Annotated in this window: 26 protein-coding genes; 5 read left to right on the top strand and 21 right to left on the bottom strand. The window is 66.6% G+C overall.

Annotated elements, in window-relative coordinates; translation table 11 throughout:
* Nucleotides 1–199: 199 nt before the first annotated feature.
* The 3 genes from KRX55_RS10655 to KRX55_RS10645 all read right to left on the bottom strand — a co-directional run bounded on the left by KRX55_RS10655 (nt 200) and on the right by KRX55_RS10645 (nt 2,539).
* Nucleotides 200–817 (bottom strand): regulatory protein RecX, encoded by a 618-nt coding sequence (locus tag KRX55_RS10655; protein ID WP_218407718.1) that lies wholly within the window; start codon nt 815–817, stop codon nt 200–202.
* Nucleotides 818–872: 55 nt separating this feature from the next.
* Complete coding sequence (gene recA / locus KRX55_RS10650) at nt 873–1,988, bottom strand: recombinase RecA (RefSeq protein ID WP_218407707.1); 1,116 nt, start codon at nt 1,986–1,988, stop codon at nt 873–875.
* Between the two features lie 344 nt (nt 1,989–2,332).
* Entirely contained in the window at nt 2,333–2,539 is a 207-nt protein-coding gene (locus KRX55_RS10645) for a DUF3046 domain-containing protein (RefSeq protein WP_218407706.1), read from the bottom strand.
* A gap of 105 nt (nt 2,540–2,644) precedes the next feature.
* On the opposite strand from KRX55_RS10645, the gene KRX55_RS10640 reads away from it, so the two are divergent.
* The 3 genes from KRX55_RS10640 to KRX55_RS10630 all read left to right on the top strand — a co-directional run bounded on the left by KRX55_RS10640 (nt 2,645) and on the right by KRX55_RS10630 (nt 4,752).
* Nucleotides 2,645–3,259, top strand: coding sequence for a biotin transporter BioY (locus KRX55_RS10640; protein WP_370625831.1), 615 nt, complete (start codon nt 2,645–2,647; stop codon nt 3,257–3,259).
* Between the two features lie 174 nt (nt 3,260–3,433).
* On the top strand, nt 3,434–4,126 hold the full coding sequence (locus tag KRX55_RS10635) for an energy-coupling factor ABC transporter ATP-binding protein (protein ID WP_218407704.1): 693 nt from the start codon (nt 3,434–3,436) through the stop codon (nt 4,124–4,126).
* Entirely contained in the window at nt 4,126–4,752 is a 627-nt protein-coding gene (locus tag KRX55_RS10630; protein ID WP_255567767.1) for an energy-coupling factor transporter transmembrane component T family protein, read from the top strand. Before KRX55_RS10635 ends, KRX55_RS10630 begins: the two co-directional genes overlap by 1 nt.
* A gap of 86 nt (nt 4,753–4,838) precedes the next feature.
* Here the strand turns inward: KRX55_RS10630 and KRX55_RS10625 are convergent, their stop codons facing one another.
* From KRX55_RS10625 to pgsA, 4 genes are all read right to left on the bottom strand, one after another.
* Nucleotides 4,839–5,678, bottom strand: a complete 840-nt coding sequence (locus tag KRX55_RS10625; protein ID WP_218407703.1) for a PspA/IM30 family protein — start codon at nt 5,676–5,678, stop codon at nt 4,839–4,841.
* A 155-nt stretch (nt 5,679–5,833) separates the two neighbouring features.
* Complete coding sequence (locus KRX55_RS10620) at nt 5,834–6,160, bottom strand: helix-turn-helix domain-containing protein (protein WP_218407702.1); 327 nt, start codon at nt 6,158–6,160, stop codon at nt 5,834–5,836.
* Between the two features lie 78 nt (nt 6,161–6,238).
* Nucleotides 6,239–6,775 (bottom strand): CinA family protein, encoded by a 537-nt coding sequence (locus tag KRX55_RS10615; RefSeq protein WP_218407701.1) that lies wholly within the window; start codon nt 6,773–6,775, stop codon nt 6,239–6,241.
* A 10-nt stretch (nt 6,776–6,785) separates the two neighbouring features.
* Nucleotides 6,786–7,352 (bottom strand): CDP-diacylglycerol--glycerol-3-phosphate 3-phosphatidyltransferase, encoded by a 567-nt coding sequence (gene pgsA / locus KRX55_RS10610; protein WP_218407700.1) that lies wholly within the window; start codon nt 7,350–7,352, stop codon nt 6,786–6,788.
* Between the two features lie 79 nt (nt 7,353–7,431).
* On the opposite strand from pgsA, the gene KRX55_RS10605 reads away from it, so the two are divergent.
* Nucleotides 7,432–7,725, top strand: coding sequence for a YciI family protein (locus KRX55_RS10605; RefSeq protein ID WP_218407699.1), 294 nt, complete (start codon nt 7,432–7,434; stop codon nt 7,723–7,725).
* Nucleotides 7,726–7,821: 96 nt separating this feature from the next.
* Here KRX55_RS10605 and KRX55_RS10600 read toward each other — a convergent pair whose 3' ends face one another.
* The 10 genes from KRX55_RS10600 to KRX55_RS10555 all read right to left on the bottom strand — a co-directional run bounded on the left by KRX55_RS10600 (nt 7,822) and on the right by KRX55_RS10555 (nt 22,025).
* Complete coding sequence (locus KRX55_RS10600; RefSeq protein WP_218407698.1) at nt 7,822–8,877, bottom strand: TerC family protein; 1,056 nt, start codon at nt 8,875–8,877, stop codon at nt 7,822–7,824.
* A 242-nt stretch (nt 8,878–9,119) separates the two neighbouring features.
* Nucleotides 9,120–12,275, bottom strand: a complete 3,156-nt coding sequence (locus KRX55_RS10595) for an FtsK/SpoIIIE family DNA translocase (RefSeq protein WP_218407697.1) — start codon at nt 12,273–12,275, stop codon at nt 9,120–9,122.
* Nucleotides 12,276–12,375: 100 nt separating this feature from the next.
* A complete protein-coding gene (locus KRX55_RS10590) occupies nt 12,376–13,002 on the bottom strand; it encodes a TIGR03085 family metal-binding protein (RefSeq protein ID WP_218407696.1) in 627 nt (208 codons plus the stop codon).
* Between the two features lie 78 nt (nt 13,003–13,080).
* Nucleotides 13,081–15,177 carry a ribonuclease J gene (locus KRX55_RS10585; RefSeq protein WP_218407695.1) on the bottom strand — a complete coding sequence of 699 codons (2,097 nt, stop codon included), beginning with the start codon at nt 15,175–15,177 and terminating at the stop codon, nt 13,081–13,083.
* Nucleotides 15,178–15,179: 2 nt separating this feature from the next.
* Nucleotides 15,180–16,085, bottom strand: a complete 906-nt coding sequence (gene dapA, locus KRX55_RS10580) for a 4-hydroxy-tetrahydrodipicolinate synthase (RefSeq protein WP_218407694.1) — start codon at nt 16,083–16,085, stop codon at nt 15,180–15,182.
* A 106-nt stretch (nt 16,086–16,191) separates the two neighbouring features.
* Nucleotides 16,192–16,944, bottom strand: a complete 753-nt coding sequence (gene thyX / locus KRX55_RS10575; RefSeq protein ID WP_218407693.1) for an FAD-dependent thymidylate synthase — start codon at nt 16,942–16,944, stop codon at nt 16,192–16,194.
* Nucleotides 16,945–16,993: 49 nt separating this feature from the next.
* Complete coding sequence (gene dapB / locus KRX55_RS10570; protein WP_218407692.1) at nt 16,994–17,758, bottom strand: 4-hydroxy-tetrahydrodipicolinate reductase; 765 nt, start codon at nt 17,756–17,758, stop codon at nt 16,994–16,996.
* A 283-nt stretch (nt 17,759–18,041) separates the two neighbouring features.
* Nucleotides 18,042–20,288, bottom strand: a complete 2,247-nt coding sequence (locus tag KRX55_RS10565) for a polyribonucleotide nucleotidyltransferase (RefSeq protein ID WP_218407691.1) — start codon at nt 20,286–20,288, stop codon at nt 18,042–18,044.
* A 313-nt stretch (nt 20,289–20,601) separates the two neighbouring features.
* Complete coding sequence (gene rpsO, locus KRX55_RS10560) at nt 20,602–20,871, bottom strand: 30S ribosomal protein S15 (RefSeq protein ID WP_200257156.1); 270 nt, start codon at nt 20,869–20,871, stop codon at nt 20,602–20,604.
* 167 nt (nt 20,872–21,038) lie between these two features.
* Nucleotides 21,039–22,025, bottom strand: coding sequence for a bifunctional riboflavin kinase/FAD synthetase (locus KRX55_RS10555; protein ID WP_218407690.1), 987 nt, complete (start codon nt 22,023–22,025; stop codon nt 21,039–21,041).
* Between the two features lie 34 nt (nt 22,026–22,059).
* On the opposite strand from KRX55_RS10555, the gene truB reads away from it, so the two are divergent.
* The gene (truB, locus tag KRX55_RS10550) at nt 22,060–22,962 is read left to right on the top strand and encodes a tRNA pseudouridine(55) synthase TruB (protein ID WP_218407689.1); all 903 of its coding nucleotides are present in this window, start codon (nt 22,060–22,062) and stop codon (nt 22,960–22,962) included.
* A 7-nt stretch (nt 22,963–22,969) separates the two neighbouring features.
* On the opposite strand, the gene KRX55_RS10545 is transcribed toward truB, so the two are convergent.
* From KRX55_RS10545 to KRX55_RS10530, 4 genes are read right to left on the bottom strand one after another with little or no spacing between them, the layout of a single operon-like run.
* On the bottom strand, nt 22,970–23,626 hold the full coding sequence (locus KRX55_RS10545) for a 4'-phosphopantetheinyl transferase family protein (RefSeq protein WP_218407688.1): 657 nt from the start codon (nt 23,624–23,626) through the stop codon (nt 22,970–22,972).
* Nucleotides 23,619–24,425 carry a metallophosphoesterase family protein gene (locus KRX55_RS10540; RefSeq protein WP_218407716.1) on the bottom strand — a complete coding sequence of 269 codons (807 nt, stop codon included), beginning with the start codon at nt 24,423–24,425 and terminating at the stop codon, nt 23,619–23,621. Before KRX55_RS10540 ends, KRX55_RS10545 begins: the two co-directional genes overlap by 8 nt.
* A gap of 56 nt (nt 24,426–24,481) precedes the next feature.
* Nucleotides 24,482–25,840 (bottom strand): MATE family efflux transporter, encoded by a 1,359-nt coding sequence (locus KRX55_RS10535; protein ID WP_218407687.1) that lies wholly within the window; start codon nt 25,838–25,840, stop codon nt 24,482–24,484.
* Nucleotides 25,837–26,826 (bottom strand): DHH family phosphoesterase, encoded by a 990-nt coding sequence (locus KRX55_RS10530; protein ID WP_370625830.1) that lies wholly within the window; start codon nt 26,824–26,826, stop codon nt 25,837–25,839. Before KRX55_RS10530 ends, KRX55_RS10535 begins: the two co-directional genes overlap by 4 nt.
* Nucleotides 26,827–26,830 lie beyond the last annotated feature (4 nt).

The following is a 26,830-nucleotide window of genomic DNA, read 5'->3' as shown; positions in this document are numbered from 1 at the left end:
CGTCCCTTCCGCGGCCCCCCCCCCCCCCCCCCGCCCCCCCCCCCCTCGCTCCGTTTTTTTTTCTCCCCCCCCCCTCTCTCGCCCCCCGCGCCGGGGTGGTTGGTTTTGTGGGGGGGGGGGGGGGGGGGGGGGGGGGGGGGGGGGGGGGGGGGGGGCCCCGCCCCCCCCCCCCCACCTCCCTTCCGATTCACCCCCACGGTCAGGAGACCTCGGAGATCCTCTCGTCGAGAGCCTCCCGCGCCAGTTCCATGGACATTCCCTGGGGGAAGCCCCGGCGTCCGAGCACACCGAGTATGCGCCTCAGGGCGCGATCCCGGTCCGCACGGTCCCGTGGTGCCCGCGTCACCGTGGTCCGGGCCTTCTTCCGGGCCAGCTGAAGAGCCATGGCCCGCTCGTCCGACTCCGCGATCTGGTCGAGCGCACGGCTCCGCAGCTCGGGCGCGACGCCCTTGTCCCGCAGCTCCCGGTCCAGGACGTCGCGGGACTTCCCCCTCCGCCGGTGGCGTTGCCTGACCCACTCATGTGCGAAGGTCTCGTCGTCGATGAGGCCGACCCGTTCCAGATCGTCCAGCACATCGGAGATCAGTCCGGCAGGGAACCCGAGATCCCCGAGTCTCCGGTCGAGTTCCCGCCGCGACCGCGACCGGTGGTCCAGAAGAAGCAGAGCCCGGTGACGGACTGCGGCCCTGTCCTTCTCCGCCTCGATGTCCATGAACACGGAATCCCCGGATTCGACGGCGTGGACCGCTTCCCGGAGCCGATCCACGGTCGCCCGCCGTTCCCCCCGGTCACCGCCGGCGGTGCATTCCTCTCCCATCATGTTCCTGCGGTCCTCCTCCTTCCACCGCGCGGGTCGGGGTCAGATCCCCCGGCTACCTGTCGTCGGAGCCGTCGTCGATGTCATCGAAGTCGACGTTCGGGATGACGTCCACCGGGTCGTCGCTCAACGCATCATCGTCGGTGTGGCCCGCGACCCCCAACTTGGCGAAGATCTTGTGCTCTATCTCGTCGGAGATGTCCGGGTTGTCCTTGAGATACAGCCGGACCTTCTCCTTGCCCTGGCCGAGCTGATCGCCGTTGTAGGTGAACCATGACCCGGATTTCTTGACAATCCCGTTCTCCACCCCGAGATCGATGATCGAGGACTCCCGTGAGATGCCCTCGCCGTAGATGATGTCGAATTCGGCGAGCTTGAACGGCGGAGCGACCTTGTTCTTCGCGACCTTCAACCGGGTGCGGTTGCCGATCGCGTCCTGACCGTCCTTGAGCGTCTGGATGCGACGGACGTCGCACCGGACCGAAGCGTAGAACTTCAGCGCCTTGCCGCCCGTGGTGGTCTCCGGGGATCCGAACATCACACCGATCTTCTCGCGGAGCTGGTTGATGAAGATCGCGGTCGTCCCCGAGTTGTGCAGGGCGCCGGTCATCTTCCGGAGGGCCTGACTCATCAGCCTCGCCTGGAGCCCCACGTGGGAGTCACCCATCTCGCCCTCGATCTCGGCCTTCGGGGTCAGGGCAGCGACCGAGTCGATGACGATGATGTCGATCGCGCCGGAACGGACCAGCATGTCCGTGATCTCCAGTGCCTGTTCGCCGGTGTCCGGCTGGCTCACCAGCAGGTTGTCCGTGTCGACGCCGAGCTTGCGGGCGTAGTCGGGGTCCAGGGCGTGCTCGGCGTCGATGAACGCTGCGATGCCCCCCTCCTTCTGCGCCTGCGCCACCGCGTGGAGTGCCACGGTCGTCTTACCGGAGGATTCCGGGCCGTAGATCTCGATGATGCGGCCCCTGGGGAAACCTCCGACACCGAGTGCTATGTCGATGGCGGTGTTTCCCGATGAGATCGCCTTCACGGGTGGGCGGTTGTCATCGCCTAGACGCATCACCGCACCCTTGCCGAAGTCCTTCTCGATCCGCGACATGGCCACATCAAGGGCCTTGCGACGCTCATCGCCGGTGGACGCTGCGTTGGTCTTCTTCTTCGTTGCCATTGCGGTGGGAACCTCGTGCTCTGTTCTCGGTGGGACTGGAATGTTCGGGTGAGCGGAAAACCTCCGGGCTCCGCGGACGAGTGGGACGCCTGTCCCCCGCCAGGGCCACCCCGGTGGGGGATCTGCCCTACATGGGATGGGACCGCGGTACCGGCGAAAAGGATCCGGTTGGATCCACGCCACCCCCGGGCGTGGACCGGCGGGCGGTCACGTTCGTGGATGCCCCGGGGAGTCGGTCTGTACCGTATCCGGCGTCCGCGACACTGTTCGAGCGTACACGCACACGTGTTCGATATCAATGCGACACGAGCGGTCCGGGAACATGGCTTTCCCCTCGCCAGAGGTCATTCGTCGGGCCCGAGGCGCCGTTCCTCCGGGATCTCGAAATCGCGGCAGATCTCCCACCAGACATCCCGTGGATCGACACCGTCCTCGATGAGTTCGGCCGCCGTCCTGCCCCGCCGCGACAGAACGTGCGACCGCATGATCCACATACCGTGGGCGTGGCCGAATTCCGCGTCAATGAGTCGATCGAACTGATGCAGGCGCATGACGGCAATCCTACAGTCACCTCGCGCCACCCACGCCCGGCAATGCAGCCCCGTCACTACATGAACACTGTTCAATTGCTGCACATCCGGGTACTGTCTTCACATGTGAATGACAAAAGTATTTTCAACGTCCGTGACCTCGCTTACTCAGCGGTCTTCGCCGCCCTCATCATCGTCCTCGGATACATCTCGATCCCGGTGGGAGGTGCAGGTGTACCGATCGTCCTCCAGAACGCCGCATGCATCATGGCCGGCCTCATCCTCGGACCCCGCCGAGGTTTCCTCGCACTGGTGATCGTGTTCCTGCTCGGAATCGTGGGGCTGCCCGTTCTCTCCCAGGGCAAGAGTGTCCTCACCGCGCTGAGCGGTCCCACCGTCGGGTATCTGCTCGGATACCTCCTCGCACCACTCATCGCCGGCGGGTTGAGTGCACGGGCGCCGCGAAACCGCAGCGGCATGGCGATCAACTTCACCCTCGCATTCCTCGCCGCGATGCTGGTCCAGTACTTCTTCGGGATCCTCGGGCTCATGTGGCGTCTCGACATGACGCTGGGCTCCGCTCTCGAGGTCCAGATCCCGTTCATCCCGGGTGCGATCGTCAAGCTCATCGTCGGCGTGATCATCGCGGTCGGCGTCCACGCGGCACTCCCGGACCTCCGCAGGTTCGGTTCCGGCGCGGAATCCGGGGTGGGTCGTTCGGTGAGCCCGAAGCCGGAGTAGCCGCCACGTCCTCCCGGGTGTCCCCGGTACCGCAGCCCCGGTACCGCACGGTGGCACCCGCCGGTACCGGATCGCTTCCCCCCCTTCCGGGCACACGTGCACACATGTCCTGATGCGGGACCATGATCCATTTCTCCCCGGGGCTGCGGGCAGAGTGCGAAAGGTCGGCGACGAATGCCCCGGATAGTCTTCAACGAGGTCTCGGCCGTCTTCGACGGCAGGACCGTCCTCGATTCCGTCTCTCTGGAACTCACCGAATCCCGGATCGGGGTCATCGGCGCCAACGGGGGCGGAAAATCCACCCTGATCCGGATGATCAACGGTCTGGGTGAACCGACGACAGGAACGGTGACCGTCGACGGTGTCGATCCCTCCACCCACGGGCGGGACATCCGGCGCAGGGTCGGTTTCGTTTTCTCGGACGCGGAAAACCAGATCATCATGCCCACGGTCCGGGAGGATGTCGCGTTCTCCCTCCGGCGGATGAAGCTCGACCGGCGGGACCGTGACGCCCGTGTGGAAGCGATGCTCGACAGGTTCGGCATCGGCCATCTGGCGGATTCGTCACCGCACGTGCTCTCCGGCGGCGAGAAGCAGCTCCTCGCCCTCGCGGCGGTTCTGATCATCGACCCTGACCTGATCATCGCCGATGAGCCGACGACCCTGCTGGATCTACGGAACCGGCTACGGATCAGACAGGAGTTCGACCGTCTGGAGCAGCAGCTGATCGTCGTCACCCACGATCTCGGCTTCCTGACCGGGTTCGATCGGGCCATCTGCGTCCACGACCGCCGGGTAGTCGCCGACGGTGCCCCGAATGACGTAGTCTCCTTCTACCGCGATCTCATGTCCCGGGAGGCACACTGATGGCACGGGTCGTCATGTCATCGATTCCGATGGGGGTGTACGTCCCCGGCGACACACCGGTTCACCGGATGAACCCCACCTCGAAGTTCGTCCTGCTCATCGCCTACATCATCGCTTCCACGATGCTCATCCACTCGCTTCCGGGAGCGGTGGCCTGCGTACTTGCGGTGGTCACGCTCGTCGCGGTCGCGCGGATACCCGTCCGAACCGCATGGGGGCAGGTGTGGCCGGCCCTTCCCCTGCTGGGGTTCTTCGCGGCCTTCCAGTGGTGGCAGCAGGGGTTCGAGCCCGCGGCGGTCGTCTTTCTGCTGATCTCCTCGTCGATCATGGCGGCGACCCTCCTGACGCTGACGACCCGGGTTTCCGCCATGATGGATGCGCTCGAGGACAGCCTCCGCCCCCTGGAACGGTTCGGTGTACCGGCGGACAAGGTGAGCCTCGCGATGTCCCTGACGATCAGGTTGATCCCGCTGCAGCTCGCCACGGTCCGTGAGGTACTCGACGCGAGGAAGGCCCGGGGAGCGACCATGTCGGTGACGGCCTTCGGGACCCCCGTCATCGTCCGGTCCATTCGCCGGGCGCAACGCATCTCCGACGCGCTGCTCGCCCGCGGTGTCGACGACTGAGGAGTCCCGTACGGACCGTTCGGGAACGAAGGAGGAGGGCCCCACCATCCGGCGGGGCCCTCCTTTCTGTGCCGAGACCGCAGGTGCTACTTCTCTTCGCGCAGCTGACGCATCTTCTCTTCAACCGCGGCGTCGGCGATGTTCGGGGTGTTCGACCGGGTGTCCCACTCCAACGCTTTGTCGGGGCTGCCGCTCTCGAGCTTCTCGGCGGCCATCTGCGCCCGGATCTGTTCGAGTCGGCTGTGCCCGGCGAGCTGGACACCGGCCTGCTCGACCTCGGCCATCCGGTTCTCGACCGAATTCTCGGCCAGTTCCGCCTGGCCGAGCGCGTTGGCGTAGCGCCGCTCGATCTTCTCCCGTACCTGGTCCAGGTTCGGGGTGCTTCCCGATGCGGTCATCGAGTTCATGGAGCGCAGGGACTCGGAGACCTTCTCCTGCATCTTGGCCTGCTCGAGCTGGCTGAGCAGTTTGGTGCGCTCGCCGACCTTCTGCTGCAGCATCATCGCATTCCGTTCAACGGCCTTCTTCGCCTGGGCAGCCTGCTGCAGGGCCTGGTCGTGGAGCTGCTTCGTGTCCTCGACCGACTGCTCCGCGGTGACGAGCTGGGCGGAGAACGCCTCGGCGGCATTCGTGTACTCGGTGGCCTTCGCGGTGTCGCCTTCGGCTGCGGCCTTGTCCGCCAGCTGGAGAGCCTGACGCGTGTTCGCCTGGAGCTTCTCGATCTCAGCCAGACGGCGATTCAGCTGCATTTCGAGCTGCCGCTGATTGCCGATGACGGTCGCGGCCTGCTGGGACAGCGCCTGGTGCTGGCGCTGCGCGTCCTCGATCGCCTGCTGAATCTGGATCTTCGGATCAGCGTGCTCCTCGATCTTCGAGTCGAAGAGTGCGATGAAGTACTTCCATGCTTTGACGAAGGGGTTAGCCATTGTGAGAGTCGAGCCTTCCGTTCATTGACTTTACGCCCGCGGTCGCTGCGACAGTGGGCTGATGATGCGGGGTGGGGCACGGAGGGTGCCGGGAAACTGCGGACCTGGCCGGGCCGTTGCGGCTCGGTACTGTCACCAATCTAGCCGCTATGACCCTACACTGCAGCGAGGTCCGCCTCCGCGGTGTGCACCGCCATTGATCCGGCCGCCTCGATGAGAACGTCGGACACCGTCGCACCGAGTGCATGACAGACGGCAGCGAGCAGTTCGGAGGACACTTCTTTCCTACCGCGTTCCAGCTCCGACAGATATCCCGGGGAGACCCGTGCCGTCTCGGCGAGCTCCCGGAGGGTTATACCGCGGTCCGCCCGAAACGCACGCAAAGCGGAGCCGAGCGCCGCACGGAGCAGCGGTTCACGGGTTTCGCCGGCGCGTGCCGGTGCGTGGACCGGCTGGTCGAGAAGAACAGTGTAAGTAGCCATCACTATGAACAACGTCGCAGGTGCCGATTTTGTTCCCTCCCCTTCAGGGCCCGGCAGGCAGGGCGCTGAACTGGTCTTTCAGGACACGGCATGCTCCGCGTCTCCGGAAACCACGGCACGGAGCAGCCCGCGCAGCGCCGCCGAGACCGCCGCGGCGCGGATGGCCTCGCGGTTCCCTGACAGAAGGCCACCCTCCGGGCCGTCCCCGACAGCCCGAGCGGCCGTAACTCCACCATCGGGGGAGGCCAGCCCGATCCAGACCTCACCGACCGGATGACCTTCCTGGGAGTCGGGGCCGGCGACCCCCGTCAACCCGACACCCCAACTGGCCGAGCAGCGGTCCCTCGCCCCCACCGCCATCGCCTCCGCGCAGTCCGGCGAAATGACGCCGTGTCGCGCGACGAGATCCCGCGGAACCTTCGCGAGGCTGATCTTCAGATCGGTGGCGTAGGTGACGAGACCTCCCCGGAGCACGGCGGATGCGCCGGGAACCCGGGCCAGTGAGGCGGCTGCCAGACCCGCGGTCAGGGATTCACAGAAGGCCACAGTCTGCCCCCGAGCCGACAGCGCCGTGACCACTTCGGCGGCCAGCGCGTCGAGTTCCTCCCCCTTCATGACCGGTCTCTCACCGGTGGTGCGAGGCCAACAGGTACTGGACACCGGTCGCGACGGTCACCACCATCGCCGCGAGCATCACGAGTACGACGACCGGGTGGAGGAACCCCGGCAGCGGAACGAGGTAGAGGGCGACGGCGACCGACTGCAGAACGGTCTTTAGCTTTCCGCCCCGGGAGGCGGGTACGACGCGTCCCGCACGGAGCTGCACCATACGCCAGAGGGTGATGCCGAGCTCACGGAAGACGATCACGACCGTGACCCACCACCACAGCGCCCCGGTGATGTTCAGACAGACCAACGCCGCGATCATCAGCGCCTTGTCCGCGATGGGATCCGCGATCTTCCCGAAGTTCGTCACCAGCCCGCGGGCGCGGGCGATGTCCCCGTCGAGTTTGTCGGTGATCATCAGTGAGATGAACAACGCGAAGGAAGCCCACATCCACCCCGCGTGTTCGCTGCCGCTCCGCAGCACCAGCCAGGCGAACAACGGAATGGCGATGATCCGCAGCGAGGTGAGCACGTTGGGCAGGTTGAGGTTCGACGGCGACTCCGCCGTACCGCTGGATTTACTCATGGGACCACTCACAGTCCTCTACAGTACTCACATCGGTGGCTGGCGCCGTCGGGGGCCACGGTCACTACAATCGGTGGACATGAACACCTTCATCGTTGAGTACTCGTATCCCGCCGATTCCGATCTGATCACCGAGGTCCGCCCACGCCACCGGGAGTTTCTGGCGGCTCTCAAGGAGAAGGGGCAGCTGATCGGATCCGGCCCCTACACCGACGGTGACGGCGGCGCGCTCATCGTGATCCGCCTCCCTGAACCGGCGTCACTCGATGATGCACGCGAACTGATGGACCGGGATCCCTTCCACACCGAGGGGGCGCTCACCGCACGGGTGTTCCGCACCTGGAACCCGGTGCTCAACGTCTTCAACGACTGACCCCGTCCCGGGTCTCCGCTCCGCACGGGAGAACCCGACCACCGGACGCTACAGCCCCCGGATGTCGGGCTCCACGTATCCCCTGGTGTGGACCCGTCAGTTCGTCGCCGCGTCGTCGTGGATGTCCCTGGCTTTGTTCCACTTCGGGGCTACGGCGCCCTGCGCCTCATCCCGTTTTGTCTTGATCACCGAAGCGACAGTGGTGATCACCAGAGTGACGACGATGAATACCAGCGAGAACGCCGTCGACACCTCGGGGACGTGGATCGACTCCCCTCCGTTGAGGAACGGGAGGCTGTTCTCGTGCATGGCGTGGAGGGTGAGTTTCACACCGATGAACGCCAGAATGGCGCCGAGTCCGTAGGGCAGGAACACGAGGCGGTCCAGAAGGCCGTCGAGCAGGAAGTACATCTGGCGGAGTCCCATCAGAGCGAAGGCGTTCGCGGTGAATACGATGTAGGGCTCCCGGGTGAGGCCGAAGATGGCGGGAATCGAGTCGAACGCGAACATCAGGTCGATGAAACCGATGCACACCAGACAGATCATGAGTGGTGTCACCATCTTGTGTCCGCCCACCCTGGTGAACAGCTTGTCCCGGTCGAACCCGCTCGACACGGGAACCGCCCGGCGCACGGTCCTGACCACGAGCATGTCATCGACCTCGGTCTCCTCCGCGCCGCGGATCTCGTCGACGATGAGCTTGACGGCCGTGTAGAGCAGGAAGACACCGAAGATGTAGAAGACCCAGCTGGCCGCGTTGATCGCCGCCGCCCCCAACCCGATGAAGATACCCCGGAAGAGCAGCGCCAGCGCGATGCCGATGAGCAGTACCTTCTGCTGGTACGCACGCGGAACCCTGAAGGAACCGATGATCAGGGCGAAGATGAAGAGGTTGTCCACGCTCAGCGAGAGCTCGGTGATGTATCCGGCGAGGAACTCGATACCGTGCTGGTGGTTGCCGTCCGGGCCTCCCCAGGTGAGCCAGAGGAAACCGCCGAACAGGCACGCCAGCAGCACATAGAAGATCATCCATCCCGCGGCCTCCTTCATGGTGGGCTCGTGAGGGCTGCGCACGTGGCTGACGAAGTCGAACGCGATGAAGCCGAGCAGGACGATGACGGTGATGACCCAGGTGAGGGTGTTGACTTCCACTTGGAAAAAGACCTCCGGTCTCAAGGTGTGACGTGAAAACCGGAGGTCTCCCCCGCTGCGTGGATGGTGCAGCCGGCACGGCCGGGGAACCGTGCCGCCACCGCCAGAGGCGGTACGGAACGGCCACCGTGCTGACGACCGGTGCCGTTGGGTGGGGTACTCCCCTCCATGAACGAGACCACTCTACAGCGGTGTCGCACGGCGACGCCAACGGTGCGGGACACCGGCACCTGCGGTACCCGTCAGAAAACTCCACCGGAGGGGTTGGTGGTCACGGTCGTTGTTCCGTCATCGCCGTCGTCGCCGGGGAGGTCTCCCCCGAAATCATCTTCCTTCGGGGCCTCCGCCGGATCGGCGCCCTTGATCATCCAGATGACGGTGTCCAGTTCCTCCGGCTTGACGAGCACTTCGCGGGCCTTGGATCCCTCGGAGGGGCCGACGACTCCCCGGGTCTCCATCAGGTCCATGAGTCGGCCCGCCTTCGCGAAGCCGATACGGAGCTTGCGTTGCAGCATCGACGTGGAACCGAACTGGCTCGTGACGACGAGTTCGACCGCCTGGAGCAGATCCTCGAGATCGTCCCCGATGTCGTCGTCGATGTCCTTCTTCGCTTCCGCGGACTTGTCCTCGGTGACGCCTTCGGTGTAGTCCGGCTCGGCCTGTGCCTTCGCCGCATCGACGACGGCCTGAACCTCCTCGTCGGTGACGAAGGCGCCCTGGATCCGCTGCGGTTTACCTGCGCCCTGCGGGATGAACAGCGCGTCTCCCATTCCGATCAGTTTCTCGGCACCCGCCTGGTCCAGGATGACGCGGGAGTCGGTGAGCGACGAGGTGGCGAACGCGAGCCTGGAGGGTACGTTCGTCTTGATCAGTCCGGTGACCACGTCGACGGACGGACGCTGCGTGGCGAGCACGAGGTGGATGCCCGCGGCACGCGCCTTCTGGGTGATCCGGACGATCGAGTCCTCGATCTCCTTCGGTGCGGTCATCATCAGGTCGGCGAGCTCATCTACGACGCACACGATGTACGGGTACGGACGGTACTCCCGCTGGGAGCCCTGCGGGGCGGCGACCTCACCGGAGAGGACCTTGCGGTTGAAGTCCTTGATGTGCCGGACGCGGGCGGACTTCATGTCCATGTAGCGCTGTTCCATCTCCTCGACGAGCCACTGCAACGCCGATGCCGCCTTCTTCGGCTGCGTGATGATCGGCGTGATCAGGTGCGGGATGCCCTCGTATGGGGTGAGCTCCACCATCTTGGGGTCGACGAGGATGAGCCGCACCTGCTCGGGTGTCGCCCTGGTGAGCAGGGAGACGAGCAGCGAGTTGACGAAGGCGGACTTGCCGGAACCCGTCGCACCTGCGACGAGGAGGTGGGGCATCTTCTGCATCGAGTGGGACACGAACTCGCCCTCGATGTCCTTGCCGAGTCCGATGAGCATCGGGTCGTGGTTGTCGACGGTCGCGGGTGCGTTGAGCACATCCCCCAGCCGGACCATCTCCCGGTCGGTGTTCGGGACCTCGATTCCGACGAGTGACTTGCCCGGGATGGGCGCCAGGATCCGGACGTTGTCGGTGGCCGCGGCGTACGCGAGATTCGACTGCAGGTTGGTGATCTTCGAGACCTTCACACCGGGGCCGAGCTGGACCTCGTACCGGGTGACCGTCGGTCCACGGGAGAATCCGACGACCGAGGCATCGACATTGAATTCACTGAATACCTCGGTTATCGCCTCGATCATCCGGTCGTTGGCCTCGGAGCGGGTCTTCGGCCGGTTTCCGGGGATGAGCATGTCGGCGCTGGGGATGACGTAGTCATCGGATCCGGCTACCGCGGACGCCTGTTCCGGCGTTTCCGGTGGCTTCCGCGCGGTGGTTTTTCGCTCGCTGGCCGGAACGGATGCGGGCACCGCCACGGCATCGACCCCGGAGCGGGCGATGATCGCGTCGCGCATCGCCTTCCTCGATGCGGACACGGCGTCATCCACGCCCCTGGCGGCGGCGCCGGCAGCCGCGGCGGTCGTGGCTGCACCGGCCGCGGCCGCGGTTTCGCCCGCACGGGAAGTCGTCCGCGCAGCGGCTCCTGCCGCGGCACCGCCTGCGGCACCTGTACGGTGCCGTTCCGCCACGGGTTGAGGGGTGTCCGGAACGACGGGCAGCTCATTGGTGTCGGAAGCGGACGGGGACTGCTTGCGGACGGGTCGTGCGGGCTCCTCCACGGGCGACGTGGAGAACAGGGTGTGCTCACCGTCGTCCTCATCCTCGGGCAGCGGGTACGCCTCCATGGGGGTGACGGGTCGGTGGCGGGAGGCCTTCGTCCGCGCGGGGCGATAGGTCTCCTCGTACTCCGTGAAGTCGGCGTCATCGTCGAGGTTGTCGGTGTCCGGCCCGGTGACCGTGCCGTCGGACGATGCGCCGAATCCGAAGAAGTCGGCGACGCCCCCGAGGAATGAGGGACGTCCGCTCGTCAGTTCGTCGCGACTGCTCCGCTCGAGTAGTCCGGCGAGATGGTCGGTGAACTCCCGGACCGTGATACCGGTGACCTTCAGTGCCCCGTAGACGATGACGAGGACGAGCAGCGGGACCGCGATGTAGGGGGTGAATCCCCGTGCAGCGACGTCGCCGACGAGTACGCCGACCGCTCCGCCGGCGTTCCGCCGCCCGGCGATGTCGGTGGGAAGCCCGGCGAAGATGTGGATCAGCCCCAGCATCGAGACGACGATGAGGGTGACCCCCACCGGGACACGGGGTGTCGCCGACGACGCCCCGCTTGTCCCTGTGCCGCTTCCGGCCATGAGCGATACCGCACCGACGATGAGAACGATCGGGAGGACGAGCGCACCCGCCCCGATGAGCCACCGGACAGCGTCGTCGACCGCACGCCCGACGGGCCCCGCCACATCGAGCCAGACGGCACCTCCGAGGATGACGGCCAGTGCGATGAGCACCAGGCCGAGACCATCGTGCGGGGAGCTCTGCGGCTGCCCGGTGTCGGACTCCGGAGAACCTTCCACGTCGGTTCCCGTTTCGCGACGCTGCGGGTCACGACCGCCCCGCCGGTTGCCGCCGTCGGGTTCCGTGCTCATCTTCCGTCTCTTTCGGTCATCCGGGTACGGGATCTCCTCTGTCGCCTCGAACCCCGCCTCGTCCGGCACCACGTCATCCCGGAAGCTCATCGACCGGGTGGCGCCCCCGATTCCCCTGGCCGCCGCGCCGAACATTCCCCGGATACCTCCGCCGACGGCCCGGAAGGCACTTCCGGTCCGTTCCTCGGAGGTCACTGCCGCGCGCTGCGCCGGACGTGTCTGAGCGGCGCGGGACACGTTCCGCTGACTGCGGGAGGTACCGGGGCGCTTGCTGTCTCGTCGTGTGGTTCCGGGGCGGCTTTTGGCTGGCATGACTGAAAGGATAGACGCATCCGACACTCCAGTCACAGATGCCACACCGGGGCGCGGGCGAGAAGGCCACCGCTCCCCTCCCCCGTCACACCGCAGCCCCTCAGATACTCGTGAACCGGATCCTGTCCCGATCACCGGTCACCGTCACAACCACCTCGGTTCTGCCGAAACAGAACAACAGGAGCTCGCCCGTGGCACCGGACACTCGGACGACGTCCGATCCGCGGCTGGCGACACCACGGCGCTCCGCCGCGACGATGGACGGAGCTCCGTCGGGATCGAGGATCACCGGGCATTCCGAACCCCGGAGCAGTCGGGAACCGAACCGCCGCAGAACGGCCAGCAGGACCCGAGTATCGTCGGGACCGATTGCCCGCGGCGCCCGACCTTCACGGGCACGCCGCACATCCTCGTGGTGGATGAAGTGCTCCCCGGCATTCAACTGGGCGTCGAGAAACCGCAGTGGGCTGAGTCGTGGCGGTCCGGACGCCCATTCGCGAACGATGTCCGCGTAGTCACGTGATCCGACCTGCTCGCTGACGGAACGGAGATGACCGCGGAGCGCCGGGACGAACATCCCCGCCGCCGCATCGGGGCGCGTTTCCCGGACGAGCAGGTGAACCGCCATGTCTCTCGTGCTCCAGCCCTCGCAGAGGGTTGGGGCGTCAGGCCCGAGTTCGAGGAGGAGCGAGCCGAGTGCGGCCCGTTCGGATGCGGCGAAAGTCATGGCCCCAGCCTAGTCGTACCGGTTCAGTGAACCGATTCGACCGGGCCGGGGCCATGTCGTTGATGCGGGTACGTGAGGTCAGCGGGTCTCTCGGGCCCGGCGTACGGCCTCATCCGGGACCGGATTGTGGCTGTCCGAGCTCATCGGCACGACGGTCGGGATGACCATCGGCTTACGGCGCCACTTCTGCTCGACGAAGCGCGACACCTTGCGGCGCAGCTGACGGACCATGCGGTAGGGGTCGTTCTCGCCTTCGCCGGCGAGCTGGCGCATCGTGTTGTCGACCAGTTCGGTGATCTCCGGCATCATGGCCTTCGCGTCCTCGGAGAAGCCCTTGGCCTGGACCGTCGGGCGCTCCAGCGGTCGGCCGGTGCGGTTGTCGATGACGACGGTGATGGAGATGAGGCCACCTTCGCCCATCTCGGTGCGGTCGGCGAGGACCTCGTCGTCGATGTCACCCATGGTGACACCGTCGACGTAGAGGTTGCCGATCGGGATCTGACCGACGACCTCGGCCCTGCCGTCGACGAGGTCGACGACGACGCCGTTCTGGGCGAGCATGACACGCTCGCGGTCGACGCCGGTGGAGACGGCGAGTTCCTTGTTGGCGCGGAGGTGGCGCCACTCACCGTGGACCGGCATCGCGTTCTTCGGGCGGACGGCGTTGTAGAGGAAGAGAAGCTCCCCTGCGTAGCCGTGACCGGAGGTGTGGACCTTGGCGTCCTTGCCGGTGATGACTGTCGCCCCGATCTGCGCGAGCATGTTGATGACGCCGAAGACGGCCTCCTCGTTGCCGGGGACCAGCGAGGAGGAGAGGATGATCAGGTCGCCGTCACGGACGGTGACCTGACGGTGCTCACGACGCGCCATGCGGGACAGCGCGGCCATGGGCTCGCCCTGGGTGCCGGTGGTGATCAGCATGACCTTGTGCGGGGCCATGCGGCCCGCTTCATCCATGCTGATGAAGGTGCCCTTGGGCGCCTTCAGGTAGCCGAGCTTCTCGGCGATCTCCATGTTGCGGATCATCGAACGACCGTTGAAGGCGACCTTGCGGCCGGTGGCGACGGCGGCATCCACGGCCGCCTGGACGCGGTAGACGTTCGAGGCGAAGGACGCGAGGATGACCCGCTGCTTGGCCTCGCCGATCAGACGACGCAGGGTCGGGGCGATGTCGGACTCGGAGCCGGACATGCCGGGCGTCGTGGCGTTCGTCGAATCGCAGAGGAACAGATCGATGCCCTCGTCGCCGTAGCGGGAGATCGCCGGAAGGTCGGTCGGACGTCCGTCGGTGGGCGTCTGATCCAGTTTGATGTCGCCGGTGAGCAGGACCGTACCGGCCTTCGTCTTCAGGACGATACCGAGGCAGTCCGGGATCGAGTGGTTCACCGCGAAGAAGCGGACGTTGAACGGACCGTAATCCTTCTCCGATGCCTGGTCGACCTCGATGAGCTTCGGGCGCAGCCGGTGTTCGCGACACTTCGCGGCGATGAGCGCGAGCGTGAACTTCGAGCCCACGATCGGCAGATCTGGACACATCTTGAGCAGCCACGGGATCGCACCGATGTGGTCCTCGTGCCCGTGGGTGATCACCAGCGCGTCGATGCGGTCGAGCTTGTCCTCGAGGTACGAGAAGTCGGGCAGGATCAGATCGACGCCTGGCTCACCGGAGGACGGGAAGAGCACGCCGCAGTCCACGATGAGGATGCGGTTGTTGTACTCGAAGACCGTCATGTTGCGGCCGATCTCCGAGATTCCGCCGAGCGCGATGACGCGCAGGCCGTTCTTCGGGGCCTTCGGAGGTTCCGGGAGACGGCGGGTCAGGTCAGCGCCCTGCATGGACTTGACGACGTTGCGACCACGGTCGTTGTTGTCACCACGGTTACCCTGCGAACGGTCGTTGCCGCCACGGTATCCGCCGCCGGAGTTGCCGCCCCGGCCGCGGCGGTTTCCACCGGAATTCCGGTCGTTGCCGCCGCCGCGGTTGTTGTCACGGTCGCCACGGTCGCCGTTAGGAGACTTCGCTCCCGACTTCTTCGTGCCCCGGTTGTCGGTTCCGGCGTCACCGTCCGTGCCTTCGGCTACGGGGGTGGGCTGCTCAGGGGCCTTGAATTCGGGGGCCTCCGGCGGACCCGCCTTGCGGGTGACCTTCCGGGATCGATTACGGGTGTCAGACATATTTATAGGACTCCAGCCTGTTCTAGATCGGTGCGGAGTTCCTCGAGCTGCGCCTGATCCACGGGGATCTGCGGCAGCCGGGGTTCTCCGGCGTCGAGGCCCTGCAGTCGCAGAGCCCCCTTCGAGAAGCTGACTCCACCCAGGCGTGCCTGGGCTCTGATCAGCGGGGAAAGTTTGTTGTTGACAGCGCGCGCACGAACGAGGTCACCTTCGGTGAAACTCGTGTGCAGCTCACGCAGTTGGCGTGCTGCAGCATGCCCGATCACGGAGATGAAACCGGTGGCCCCCAGCGACAGCCAGGGGAGGTTGAGCGGGTCATCTCCCGAGTACCAGGCGAGACCTGTCTCGGCGATCAGGGGTGTGGCGGCGGCGAGGTCGCCCTTGGCGTCCTTGACGGCCACGATCGTGCGATGTTCAGCCAGACGTTTAATGGTATCAGATTCAATCGGGATAACCGAACGGGGCGGAATGTCGTACAGGCACACCGGCAGATCGGTGGCGTCGGCGACGGCGGTGAAGTGGCGGTAGATGCCCTCCTGCGTCGGCTTCGAATAGTACGGCGTGACCACGAGCAGGGAATCAGCCCCGGCATCCGCGGATGCCTTCGCGAGTGCGACCGACGCCGCGGTGTCGTAGGTGCCGGCGCCGGCGATGATCTTCGCGCGGTCACCGACCTCGGCCTTGACCTCGCGCAGCAGGGTGAGCTTCTCGTCAGTGGTCGTCGTCGGGGACTCGCCGGTCGTACCGGCCAGAACGAGGGCGTCGCACCCCTCGGCGACGAGATGTGCCGCGAGCCGGCGGCCCGCGGCGGTGTCGAGGTCACCGTTGCGGTCGAACGGGGTGACCATGGCAACCGCTACGGTACCGAAGTGCTCGGCCCCGGTGCTGACTGTCATACCTGTGCTCATGTTCTACGAGGGTACCCGGTCTGGCCGGGGTGACGGACATTGCGGTGCCTCCGGCGTGTGTCGTCGGCGTCGCGGGTCCGCCTGACTCGACCGGGAGTCCCCGCTCTCAGAAGTCGGTGACGTACGGACTGACCGCCATCTCGGAGCCGTCCGAGAGCGTGGCGATGTCGAAGTCCCCGAAGATGGTCGGCGCGATCCCCTGGAGCAGCCGGAGGCATTCGACGGCTACCGTCCGGATCTCGATGTCGGCGTGTTCGGTCGCCCGCATGCCGATGAAGTGCCGCCAGGCCCGGTGGTTGCCGGTCACGACTATGCGCGACTCCGTGGCGTTCGGGAGGACCGCGCGCGCGGCCTGCCGAGCCTGTTTGCGGCGGAGCAGGGCGTTCGGTTCGTCCTCGAGTTTCTCCTCGAGCGCGGTGAGCAGTTCGTTGAAGGTGAAGCGCGCATCGTCGACGCCCTGCATGAACAGCCGGGTGAGTTCCTCGTCCCCGGCGATGAGGGGCGGAATCACCACCTCGCTCTGCTCCGAGTGCACGAAGCGCTGGGAGAGCTGCGAGAAGGAGAAGTGCCGGTGCCGCACGAGTTCATGGGTGGCGGAGCGCGAGATACCCCGGATGTAGATGGTGGCACTCGAATGCTCGAACAGGGCGGTGTGCCCGACCTCCATGATGTGCCGCAGGTACGCCGCGTTGGACGCGGTGCGTGGGTTCGGTTTGTCGAACGTCTCGTAGCAGGCGCGTCCGGCGAACTCGGCGAGAGCCTCGCCGTCGGCGGCGTCTGTCTCCCAGTCGATGTCCTCGGGCGGTGTGAAGGTGGTGTGCGCGATCAGCTGCACCTTCAGATCCACGGGTCGGGCCACGGAACGTGTCTCCTCGGTTGATTCGGGTGTGTCGGTGGACGGGGCGGGATCAGAGATCGAGGTAGTTCTCGAGCCCGACGGTGAGGCCGGGGAACTCATGGATCCGCCGGACGCCGACCAGGACGCCGGGAACGAAGCTCGTCCGGTCGTAGGAGTCCTGTCGGATGGTCAGTGACTGTCCCCGGGAACCGAAGATGACCTCCTCGTGAGCGACCATTCCGGTCATCCTCACCGCGTGGACCCTGACCCCGTCGACATCCGCTCCCCTGGCACCGTCCAGGGACTGTTCGGTCGCGTCGGGCTGCGCGCCCAGATCCGCGTCCCGACGGGCTGCGGCGATGCCCTCGGCCGTGTGGATCGCGGTGCCGGAGGGGGCGTCGAGCTTGTTCGGGTGGTGGTACTCGACGACCTCCGCGGATTCGAAGAACCTGGCCGCCTGTTTCGCGAACTCCATGGTCAGCACGGCGGAGATCGCGAAGTTCGGGGCGATGAGGACGCCGACGCCCTCGTGCTCCGAATCGGCGATCCACCTGCGCACCTGATCCAGGCGCTCCGGGGTGAAGCCCGTCGTCCCGACGACACACGAGATCCCGTTGCCGATGCAGAACTCGAGGTTCGCCATCACGGCGGAGGGCGCGGTGAAGTCGACGATGACCTGCGCACCGGCGTCGACGAGTGCACCGAGGTCGTCATCCCGGTCGATCTCCGCGACGAGTTCGAGGTCCGCCGCGTCCCGGATCCCCTCGACGACCGCCTGTCCGACGCGACCGCCGGCCCCGAGAACTCCCACCCTGCTGAATCCGCTGTCTGCCATATCTACTCCTCAAATGCTGTTCCCAATGTCAGGAGGGCCGGACCGGCGCCGGTGACGTTGTCCCGGGCGTCGGCACACCGTGCTCCCGGGTCCAGTGTAGGCACCGCGGCCGACCGGTTCCTGCCGGGGTGCGCCACTGTGGGTGACACCGGCGCCACCGGATCCGGGTACCGGCCGGGTACTCCGGGAATGCGCTGAGCCACCGACCCGGGCGGAGCGAATTCCTTCGGGAATCCGCCGCCCGGGGCGGTGGCTCAGGTCGGCGTCGTCGCCGGGGTGGTGACTACTCCGCGGTGTCTTCCTCGACGGGGGCGAGGGAGATCTTCCCCCGGTTGTCGATGTCCAGGATCTCGACCTGGATCTTGTCGCCGACGTTGACGACGTCCTCGACGCGTTCGATCCGCTTCTTGCCGCCCAGCTTGGAGATGTGGACGAGCCCGTCACGGCCCGGGAGCAGGGAGACGAAGGCACCGAAGTTGGTGGTCTTGACGACGGTTCCGAGGAACCGCTCCCCGACCTTCGGCATCTGCGGGTTCGCGATGGAGTTGATCTTCTCGATCGCGGCGTCCGCGGCCTCCCCGGAGAACGCGGACACGTAGATGGTGCCGTCATCCTCGATGGAGATGTTCGCGCCGGTGTCCTCGGTGATCGAGTTGATGGTCTTGCCCTTCGGGCCGATGACCTCACCGATCTTGGACTGCGGCACTGTCACCGTGACGATGCGGGGCGCGAGTGCGCTCATCTCGTCGGGGCCGTCGATGACCTCGGACATGGTCTCGAGGATCGCCAGGCGGGCGTCCCGGGCCTGGGACAGCGCACCGGCGAGAACCTCGGACGGGATGCCGTCGAGCTTCGTGTCGAGCTGGAGGGCCGTGATGAAGTCCTCCGTGCCGGCGACCTTGAAGTCCATGTCACCGAACGCGTCCTCGGCACCGAGGATGTCGGTGAGCGCCACGTAGCGGGTCTCTCCGTCGACCTCGTCGGACACGAGCCCCATGGCGATACCGGCGACGGGGGCCTTCAGTGGAACACCGGCGTTGTAGAGCGACAGCGTCGACGCACAGACGGAACCCATCGAGGTCGAGCCGTTGGAGCCGAGGGCCTCGGACACCTGACGGATCGAGTACGGGAACTCCTCACGGGTCGGGAGCACCGGCAGGACGGCGCGCTCGGCGAGCGCGCCGTGGCCGATTTCGCGGCGCTTCGGGGAACCGACGCGTCCGGTCTCACCGACGGAGTACGGCGGGAAGTTGTAGTGGTGCATGTAGCGCTTGTGGTCGACGGGCGACAGCGAGTCGATATGCTGCTCCATCTTCAGCATGTCCAGGGTGGTGACACCGAGGATCTGCGTCTCACCGCGCTCGAAGAGCGAGGAACCGTGCGCGCGCGGAATGAGGTCGACCTCGACGCCGAGATCACGGATGTCGGTGATGCCACGGCCGTCGATGCGGAAGTGGTCCGTGAGGATGCGGTGCCGGACGACGGCCTTCATCACCGCGTTGTAGGCGTTGCGGATCTCCTTGCCGCGCTCCGGGAACTCCTCGATGAGCGCGGCCTCGATCTCGGCCATGTGCTCGTTTGTTGCGTCGTCGCGGTCCTGCTTGCCTGCGATGGACATCAGCTTGGTCAGCTTGGACTTGGCCTTCTTCTCCACAGCGGCGTACACGTCGTCGGTGTAGGGCGGGAAGAGCGGGAACTCCTGGGTCTCCTTGGCCGCTTCCCTGGCCAGCAAACGCTGGGCCTCGCAGAGCTTCTCGATGAAGGGCTTCGCCGCCTCGAGCCCCTCGGCGACGACGGATTCAGTCGGGGCGGGTGCGCCCTCGGCGACCCGGGCGATGACGTTCTCGGTGGCTCCGGCCTCGACCATCATGATCGCCACATCGTCGCCCTCATCTCCCCCCTTCCTACCGGGGACGATGCGTCCCGCGACGACGATCTCGAACAGTGCCTGGGCGTGCTGCTCGTCGGTCGGGAACGCGACCCACTGACCCTTCGGGTGCTTCTCGTCGACGACGAGCGCCATCCGGACACCACCGACGGGGCCGGACACCGGCAGACCGGAGAGCTGGGTGGCGGCGGACGCGGCGTTGATCGCCACGACGTCGTACATGTCCTTCGGATCCATCGACAGGACGGTGATCACGCACTGGACCTCGTTGCGCAGTCCCTTGACGAAGGTCGGGCGCAGCGGGCGGTCGATCAGACGGCAGGCCAGGACGGCCTCGGTGGAGGGGCGTCCCTCCCTGCGGAAGAAGGAGCCGGGAATCCGCCCGGCGGCGTACATGCGCTCCTCGACATCGACCGTCAGCGGGAAGAAGTCGAATCCCTCCCGGGGATTGCTGGAGGCGGTGGTGGTGGCCAGCAGCATCGTGCCCTCATCGAGGTACGCGGTGACTGATCCACCTGCCTGGCGGGCCAGCTGGCCCGTCTCGAGGCGAATGGTGCGGGTACCGAAATCGCCGTTATCGATCGTGGCGGTGGCCTCGACGATTCCGAATTCGGTGTCATTGGTGATAGTAACGTCGCGCAAGCGAGTTCTCCTTTTCTCAGCCTTCTGCTCGGCGATCTTCGGTGCCGCCGTTCATGTCTTCTTCGTGGAAGGCTCCGCACCAGAGTACCAGTTCACGTGCGGCAGCACCGGTGACGGACGGCGCCCACCGAAGCCGAACCGGGACTGCACCGCAGGCCCGGCGCCTTTTCGGACCACAGAACAAAGTTTTCGGTGTGCCGCCAATTCCGGGGCACCACCGCCTCTTCCACCCCTCGTGTGGTGGGCGCGGGGACCGGGGAACGCGAAAGCCGCCCCCCGGGAAAGGAGGACGGCTTTTTCGTGGAGAAAGGCCTTAGCGACGCAGGCCCAGACGGGAGATCAGATCACGGTAGCGATCGACGTTGTTCTCCTTGAGGTACTTCAGCAGGCCACGACGGCGACCGACCATGAGGAGAAGGCCGCGGCGGGAGTGGTGGTCGTGCTTGTGGAACTTGAGGTGCTCGGTGAGCTCACGGATGCGGGTCGTCAGCAGTGCGATCTGAGCCTCCGGCGAACCGGTGTCGGACTCGTGCAGGCCGAACTCGGCCAGGATCGCCTTCTTCTTCTCGGTGGAAAGTGCCACGGAGTATTCTCCTCTTACATAATTTCAGTCCACATGAAAATTCCGTGTGCCCGACCTCGTCGATCTCCGGGATTGACCGGATCACGGGCATGTCCCGCACACGGGGAGCGACTGCTGTGGACCGCAGTCACAAACCTCGCAACACTATAGCACGAACGTCGTCGATCTCACTCAACCGACTGGTGCGGTGCCATGATCCGGCGGGTCCGCCGGACGTCACGGTCCATGGCGGTGAGGAGATCATCAACTCCGTCGAACTTCTCCATGCCCCGCAGATGGTCGATGAACTCGATCTCGCAGTGCCTGCCGTAGAGATCCGCCTCCCGGTCCAGGACGAAGGCCTCGACGCTACGCCGTTCATCGCCGAAGGTCGGATTCGTGCCGACTGAGATCGCGGTGATGTACCGGGTTCCGGGCACCATGTCGCCCTCCAGCGGACCCGCGTCGGGATCGTCGGTGACCGTGAACCAGCCGCAGTACACCCCGTCCGCTGGAACGGCGACGGCGTCCGGGAAGTAGAGGTTGGCGGTAGGGTAGCCGAGCTCCCGGCCGCCCCGGCCAGCACCCCGGACGACCTCACCGGACAGCCGGAAGGGCCGCCCGAGCGCCCAGTTCGCCCGGGCCACATCCCCCTCGCGCAGCAGGCCCCGGATGACCGAGGATGAGATGGTCGTCCCGTCCTCGGTGAGCAGACCCTGGACGTCCACCTCGATACCGCGTCCGGAACCGAGCTCGCGGAGGGTGCCGGTGTTGCCGGCAGCCCGGTGACCGAAGGTGAAGTTCTCCCCCACCACGACGGCGACGGCCTTCAGCTTCCCGGCCAGGACGCGGTCGACGAAGTCCTCCGGCGACTGCTTCGCCATGCTCGCTGTGAACGGGACGACGAGCATGTGGTCCACACCGAGCTCCCGGGCGAGATCGGCCCGGGTGGTCACCGTACCGAGCCTCGGAGGCAGCTTCTCGGGCGCGAAAACCGACATCGGATGGGGGTCGAAGGTCATGAGGACCGCGGGAACGCCGAGCTCCCGGGCCCGCCGGGTGGCCGCTCCGATGAGCCTCCGATGCCCCCGGTGAACTCCGTCGAACACACCGATGGTGACCACCGAGCCCTCTAGGTCGGCGGGTATCTGCTCCAGTCCGTGCCAAATGTCCACCGGTACAGGTTACGTGATCGCCTAAACTGGCCGCATGACTGATCCCCTCGCCACATCCGGACTCGTCGTCGTGGACAAACCCGCGGGCCTGACCTCGCACGATGTGATCGCCCGCCTCCGTCGGGCCTTCGGCACCAGGAAGGTCGGGCACGCGGGAACCCTCGATCCGATGGCCACGGGGGTACTGGTGGTCGGCATCGGGCGCGGCACCCGTTTCCTGGCCCATCTGGTGGCCGAGACGAAGTCCTACACGGGCACGATCCGGCTCGGCGCCTCGACATCGACGGACGACGCTGAGGGCGAGGTGGTCTCGTCCGCCCCGGCAGGTGCGGTTGCCCGGCTCGATGACGCGGAGATCACCACGGCACTCGGTGACCTGCGGGGGGAGATCATGCAGAAGCCGAGCGCGGTGAGTGCGATCAAGATCGACGGTAAACGGGCGCATGAACGGGTCCGTGCGGGAGAGACGGTCGAGATTCCGGCCCGACCGGTGACCGTCCACCGACTCGAGGTCACCGACCTCCGCCGTGGTGCGGACCACGTCGACATAGACATCGATGTTCTCTGTTCGTCCGGTACCTACATCCGTTCCCTGGCTCGCGACCTCGGGGAGGCGCTCGGGGTCGGAGGCCACCTCACCGCGCTCCGGCGTACGTCGGTTGGGCCGTTCGCCATCGGCCGTGCCCGCCCCCTGGCGGAGATCATGGACCGGCCGGAGCTGTCATTGAGCCTCGACGAGGCGCTCGCCGCATCCTTCCCGGTCCTCGAGGTCACCGATGACGAGGGTGCCGCACTCGCGATGGGTAAATGGCTGGAGCCCCGCGGTCTGTCGGGCGTGCACGCGGCGGTCACGCCCGACGGGCGGGCGGTGGCACTGGTGAAGGAGGGCCGCAAACGCCTGGCCACGGTGTTCGTCGCACGTCCGTCGACCCTCTGACCGACACCTAGGTGATCGCCGTCGTGGCGATGACGTAGCCGTCCCGTATCAACCACCTTCCGGAGATGAACGGCACCGGTGTCGGACGGACCAGCAGATAGGACACGAAGGTACCGTCGAGGCGCAGATCGACCTCCGCCTGCTCGAAGCCCAGCCACCGGTGCGTCAGCGGGAACCACGCCTTGTAGGTGGCCTCCTTCGCGCAGAACAGCAGGCGGTCCGCACCCTCGATCCCCGCGTCGCGGAACTTCTCCAGCTGGGGCAGCTCGCCCTCCCGGGCGATCGAACTGAGGATCCCCTCCGGGAGCGCCTCGGCGGGTTCCGCGTCGATTCCCATCGACCGGATGAGCAGGGACGGCGCGACCACCGCCGCACGGAAACCCTCGGTGTGCGTGAGTGAACCGGAAACGGCCGGTGGGAGCAGGGGCATACCCCGCTCGCCGCGCAGGATCGGCGCCCCCGTCTCCCGTCCGAGTTGTTCGAGTGCACGGTGCGCACACCAACGGGCGTCACCGAACTCAGCTTTCCGAACATCGAGAGCGTGCGCCACCAGGGCTTTCTCGAGGGGATGCAGTCCGTTGAAGTTGGTGAGGTCATTCACCCCCACCTCGGTCTTGACCCAGCAGAATCTCGCGGAGTTCGGGAACAGGGTACCGTCAAGCATCCCGCACCTCCATCACCGGATAGGGCCAGGTCCACTCCCCCGACAGGTGCCGGTTCCACTCCCGTGGGTAGCCGAGTGAGACCTCTATGTGCGGGATCCCGTCGATGACCGTGATTCCGGGGGTGTGCAGATGCCCGTAGACCACGGCCCGGGCGCCGTATCTCTGTGCCCAGGTGCGGGTGTGCCGGGTACCGCACCAGAGTGACAGTTCCGGGAAGGCCATCTTCTTCACCGGTTCGATGATCAGGGGCCAGTGGTTGACCAGGACGGTCGGACCATCGACCTTGCTGAGCCGTTTGATCGAGTAGGCCAGGCGGTCCCAGCACCACGCCCGGATATCGACGAAGGGGGCGATGGCGAACTGATCGGTCATCACGACCTGGCGGTCGTGGGCGGCCTGCACCGCCTGTTCCACCGTGTACCCGGTCTTGCGGAACGAGTAGTCGTAGAGGGTGAACAGGGGAACGACGGTGACGCCGTCGAACACCGGGTACGGATCCTCCGGGGTCAGGACGTCGATCCTCCGGCATCCGGCCACCAGCTCCTCGTACTTGGCCCGCCCCTGGTGCCTGTCGGTGGAACGGGAGAACAACTCGTGGTTCCCCGGAACCCAGATCACGCACGCGAAGCGTTTACGGAGCCGGTTGAGGATCTGCAGCACGAGCTCGGTGCGCTCGGCCACGTCACCGGCGACGATCAGCCAGTCGGAGGAGTCCCGTGGCTGGATGGAGTCGATCATCTCCCCGTTGTCCTTCACCGCGCCGTGCAGATCAGCGACGGCCCACAGTGTCTGCGTCACTCTTCCCGGGGCGTCGGGGACGCCGGGCGCACTGGGGGTCTGGGACATGCGATTCATTATGCCGCACCCGTGCTGGCACGGTCCCCTTCTTCGCGGCCCGCTGGGGCACTCCCCCGGGCCCAGCGCATCGAACGGAACCGCCACGCGACGAACCCGAGGCGCAGCACCATGAAGGCGGCGAGTCCGCACCAGACTCCGGTGAGTCCGGTTCCCGTGAACAGCGCGAGCCAGACCCCGGGAACGAAACCGGCCATCACCGAGGCGATCGTCGCGTTCCGCAGATAGGCGACATCCCCGGCACCGAGCAGGACCCCGTCGAGCGCGAACACCACGCCCCCGGCGACGATCATCCCGACCATCAGCCACCACGGCCCGACCATGGTCGCGAGGGTTTCACCGTCGGTGGTGAATAGCCCCGGGATGATGGAGTGCCCGAGCGCGAACACCACGGCCAGTACCACCGCGAGACCGCAGGAGAACACGGTCACCCGGGTACCCACCCGTCGCGCGAGCCCGGAGGTTCCGGCTCCGAGGGCGGCGCCCGTCAGGGCCTGGGCCGCGATCGCGAGGGAATCCAGGACGAGGGAGATGAAGTTCCACAGCTGCAGCAGCACCTGGTGCGCGGCGAGAGACGCCGCCCCGAACCGGGCCGCCACCGCCGCCGCGGAGATGAACGCGACCTGGAAGGACAGGGAGCGGGCGATGAGATCACGCCCCATGACCAGCTGTTTGCGCATGATCCCCGGCTCCGGGCGCCAGTTGCCCCCGTGCATCCGGGCGAGACAGATGAGGAAGAGGACGGCGGTGATCGACTCGCCGGTGAGATTCGCCCACGCGGAGCCGACGATGCCGAGGTGACCGACCAGGTAGGGGACGAGCACCGCGGAGGGCAGCACTCCCGCGAGCGTGAACCACAACGGCAGCCGCGTGTTCTGGATCCCCCTCAGCCAACCGTTTCCCGCCATGGTCACCAGGATCAGCGGAATGCCCGCACCCGCGACCCGGAGCCAGGTCGTGGCTTCCGCGGCGACGACCGCGTCGCCCGCCAGCCACATGGTCAGCCGCGGTGCACCGGCGAGGATCACCGCCGCGATCACGGCACCGACCGCGAGTGCCACCCACGTCGCCTGGACGCCCTCACCGACGGCCTCCGGCTTCCTTCCGGCTCCGTAGAGCCGGGCCGAGCGCGCGGTGGTCCCGTAGCTGAGGAACGTCAGCTGTGTGGTGACCATCGCCTGGATCGTGGTCGCCGCACCGAGTGCCGCGAGTTCGTGTTGCCCGAGGCGGCCGACGACCGCCGTGTCGAGGAGAAGATAGAGCGGCGTGGCGGCGAGCACACCGAGCGCGGGCAGCGCCAGACCGAGAATCCGACCGAGGCTGACCTTCTCCAGTTTCCGGGACTCCGTCTCCGTCACGCCCCGTTCTCCCGCGCGGACAGGGACCGGGAGTGTCCCGCTACTGCGTCCCGCACCGTCGCAAGGACCGTGTCCCTGGTTCCCTGGACCGTCGCGCCGGCGGCCAGGAGATGGCCCCCGCCACCGAGTGACGTCGCCACTGAGGCGACGTCGTGGTCCGTGGATCGCAGTGAGACGGACCAGATGCCGGGCTGATTCTCCTTGAGCAGCACCCCCACCCCCTGCCCGGTGGCGCGGATGAACTCGGTGAGCGATTCGATCGTCTCGGGATTCGTCTCCGTGATGGTGGCGTGGTCGGCGGTGAGGACCGTCAGACCGGGGCCGTCGGGGTGGGTCTCCACACCGGCGAGAACCCTGCCGATGACCTTCAGGGAACCCGGTGTGGTCGCGTCCATGAGATCAACGGCGACGGCCCGCGTGTCGACACCGCGTTCCATCAGGTCAGCCGCCATGAGGTGCATCGCGGGGCCGCCCCAGCGGAAGCTCCCGGTGTCCGTGACCAAACCCGCGTAGAGGGCGTGCGCCACGCCCCGGTCGATCCTGTCCCCGGACCGGGTGAACCACCGGTGGAGGATGGCCGTCGTCGATTCCGCTGTCGGGTCGATGACGTCGACGGTCCCGAAGCCCTCGTTCGATGAGTGGTGGTCGATGACGAGCACCCGGTCATGACCGCGGATACCCTCCGCGCAGGTTCCGGTGCGTCCGAGGTCACCGCAGTCCACCGTCACCACGAGATCCGCGGCGGGAAGCCGATCCACCAGCTGAATGTCGTCACATCCCGGGATGGTGCGGAGATTGGAGGCGATGGGTTCGACCTGGCCGATGACACCACGTGCGTCGATACCGCGCCGCCGGAGCACCGCGACGGTGGCGCACACGCTCCCGATCGCGTCGGCGTCGGGCCGGATGTGGCCGACGACGACCGCGGTGGAGACCGTCCCCGGATCGATCAGTTCCTCGGCGGCTGTGAAGAACGGGTCCGCCACGGTA

The organism is Corynebacterium sp. TAE3-ERU16 (assembly GCF_019209935.1).
GTDB lineage: Bacteria > Actinomycetota > Actinomycetes > Mycobacteriales > Mycobacteriaceae > Corynebacterium > Corynebacterium antarcticum.
Note: the sequence above shows the minus strand (reverse complement) of the source record. Positions and strands in the feature narration are given on the sequence as shown.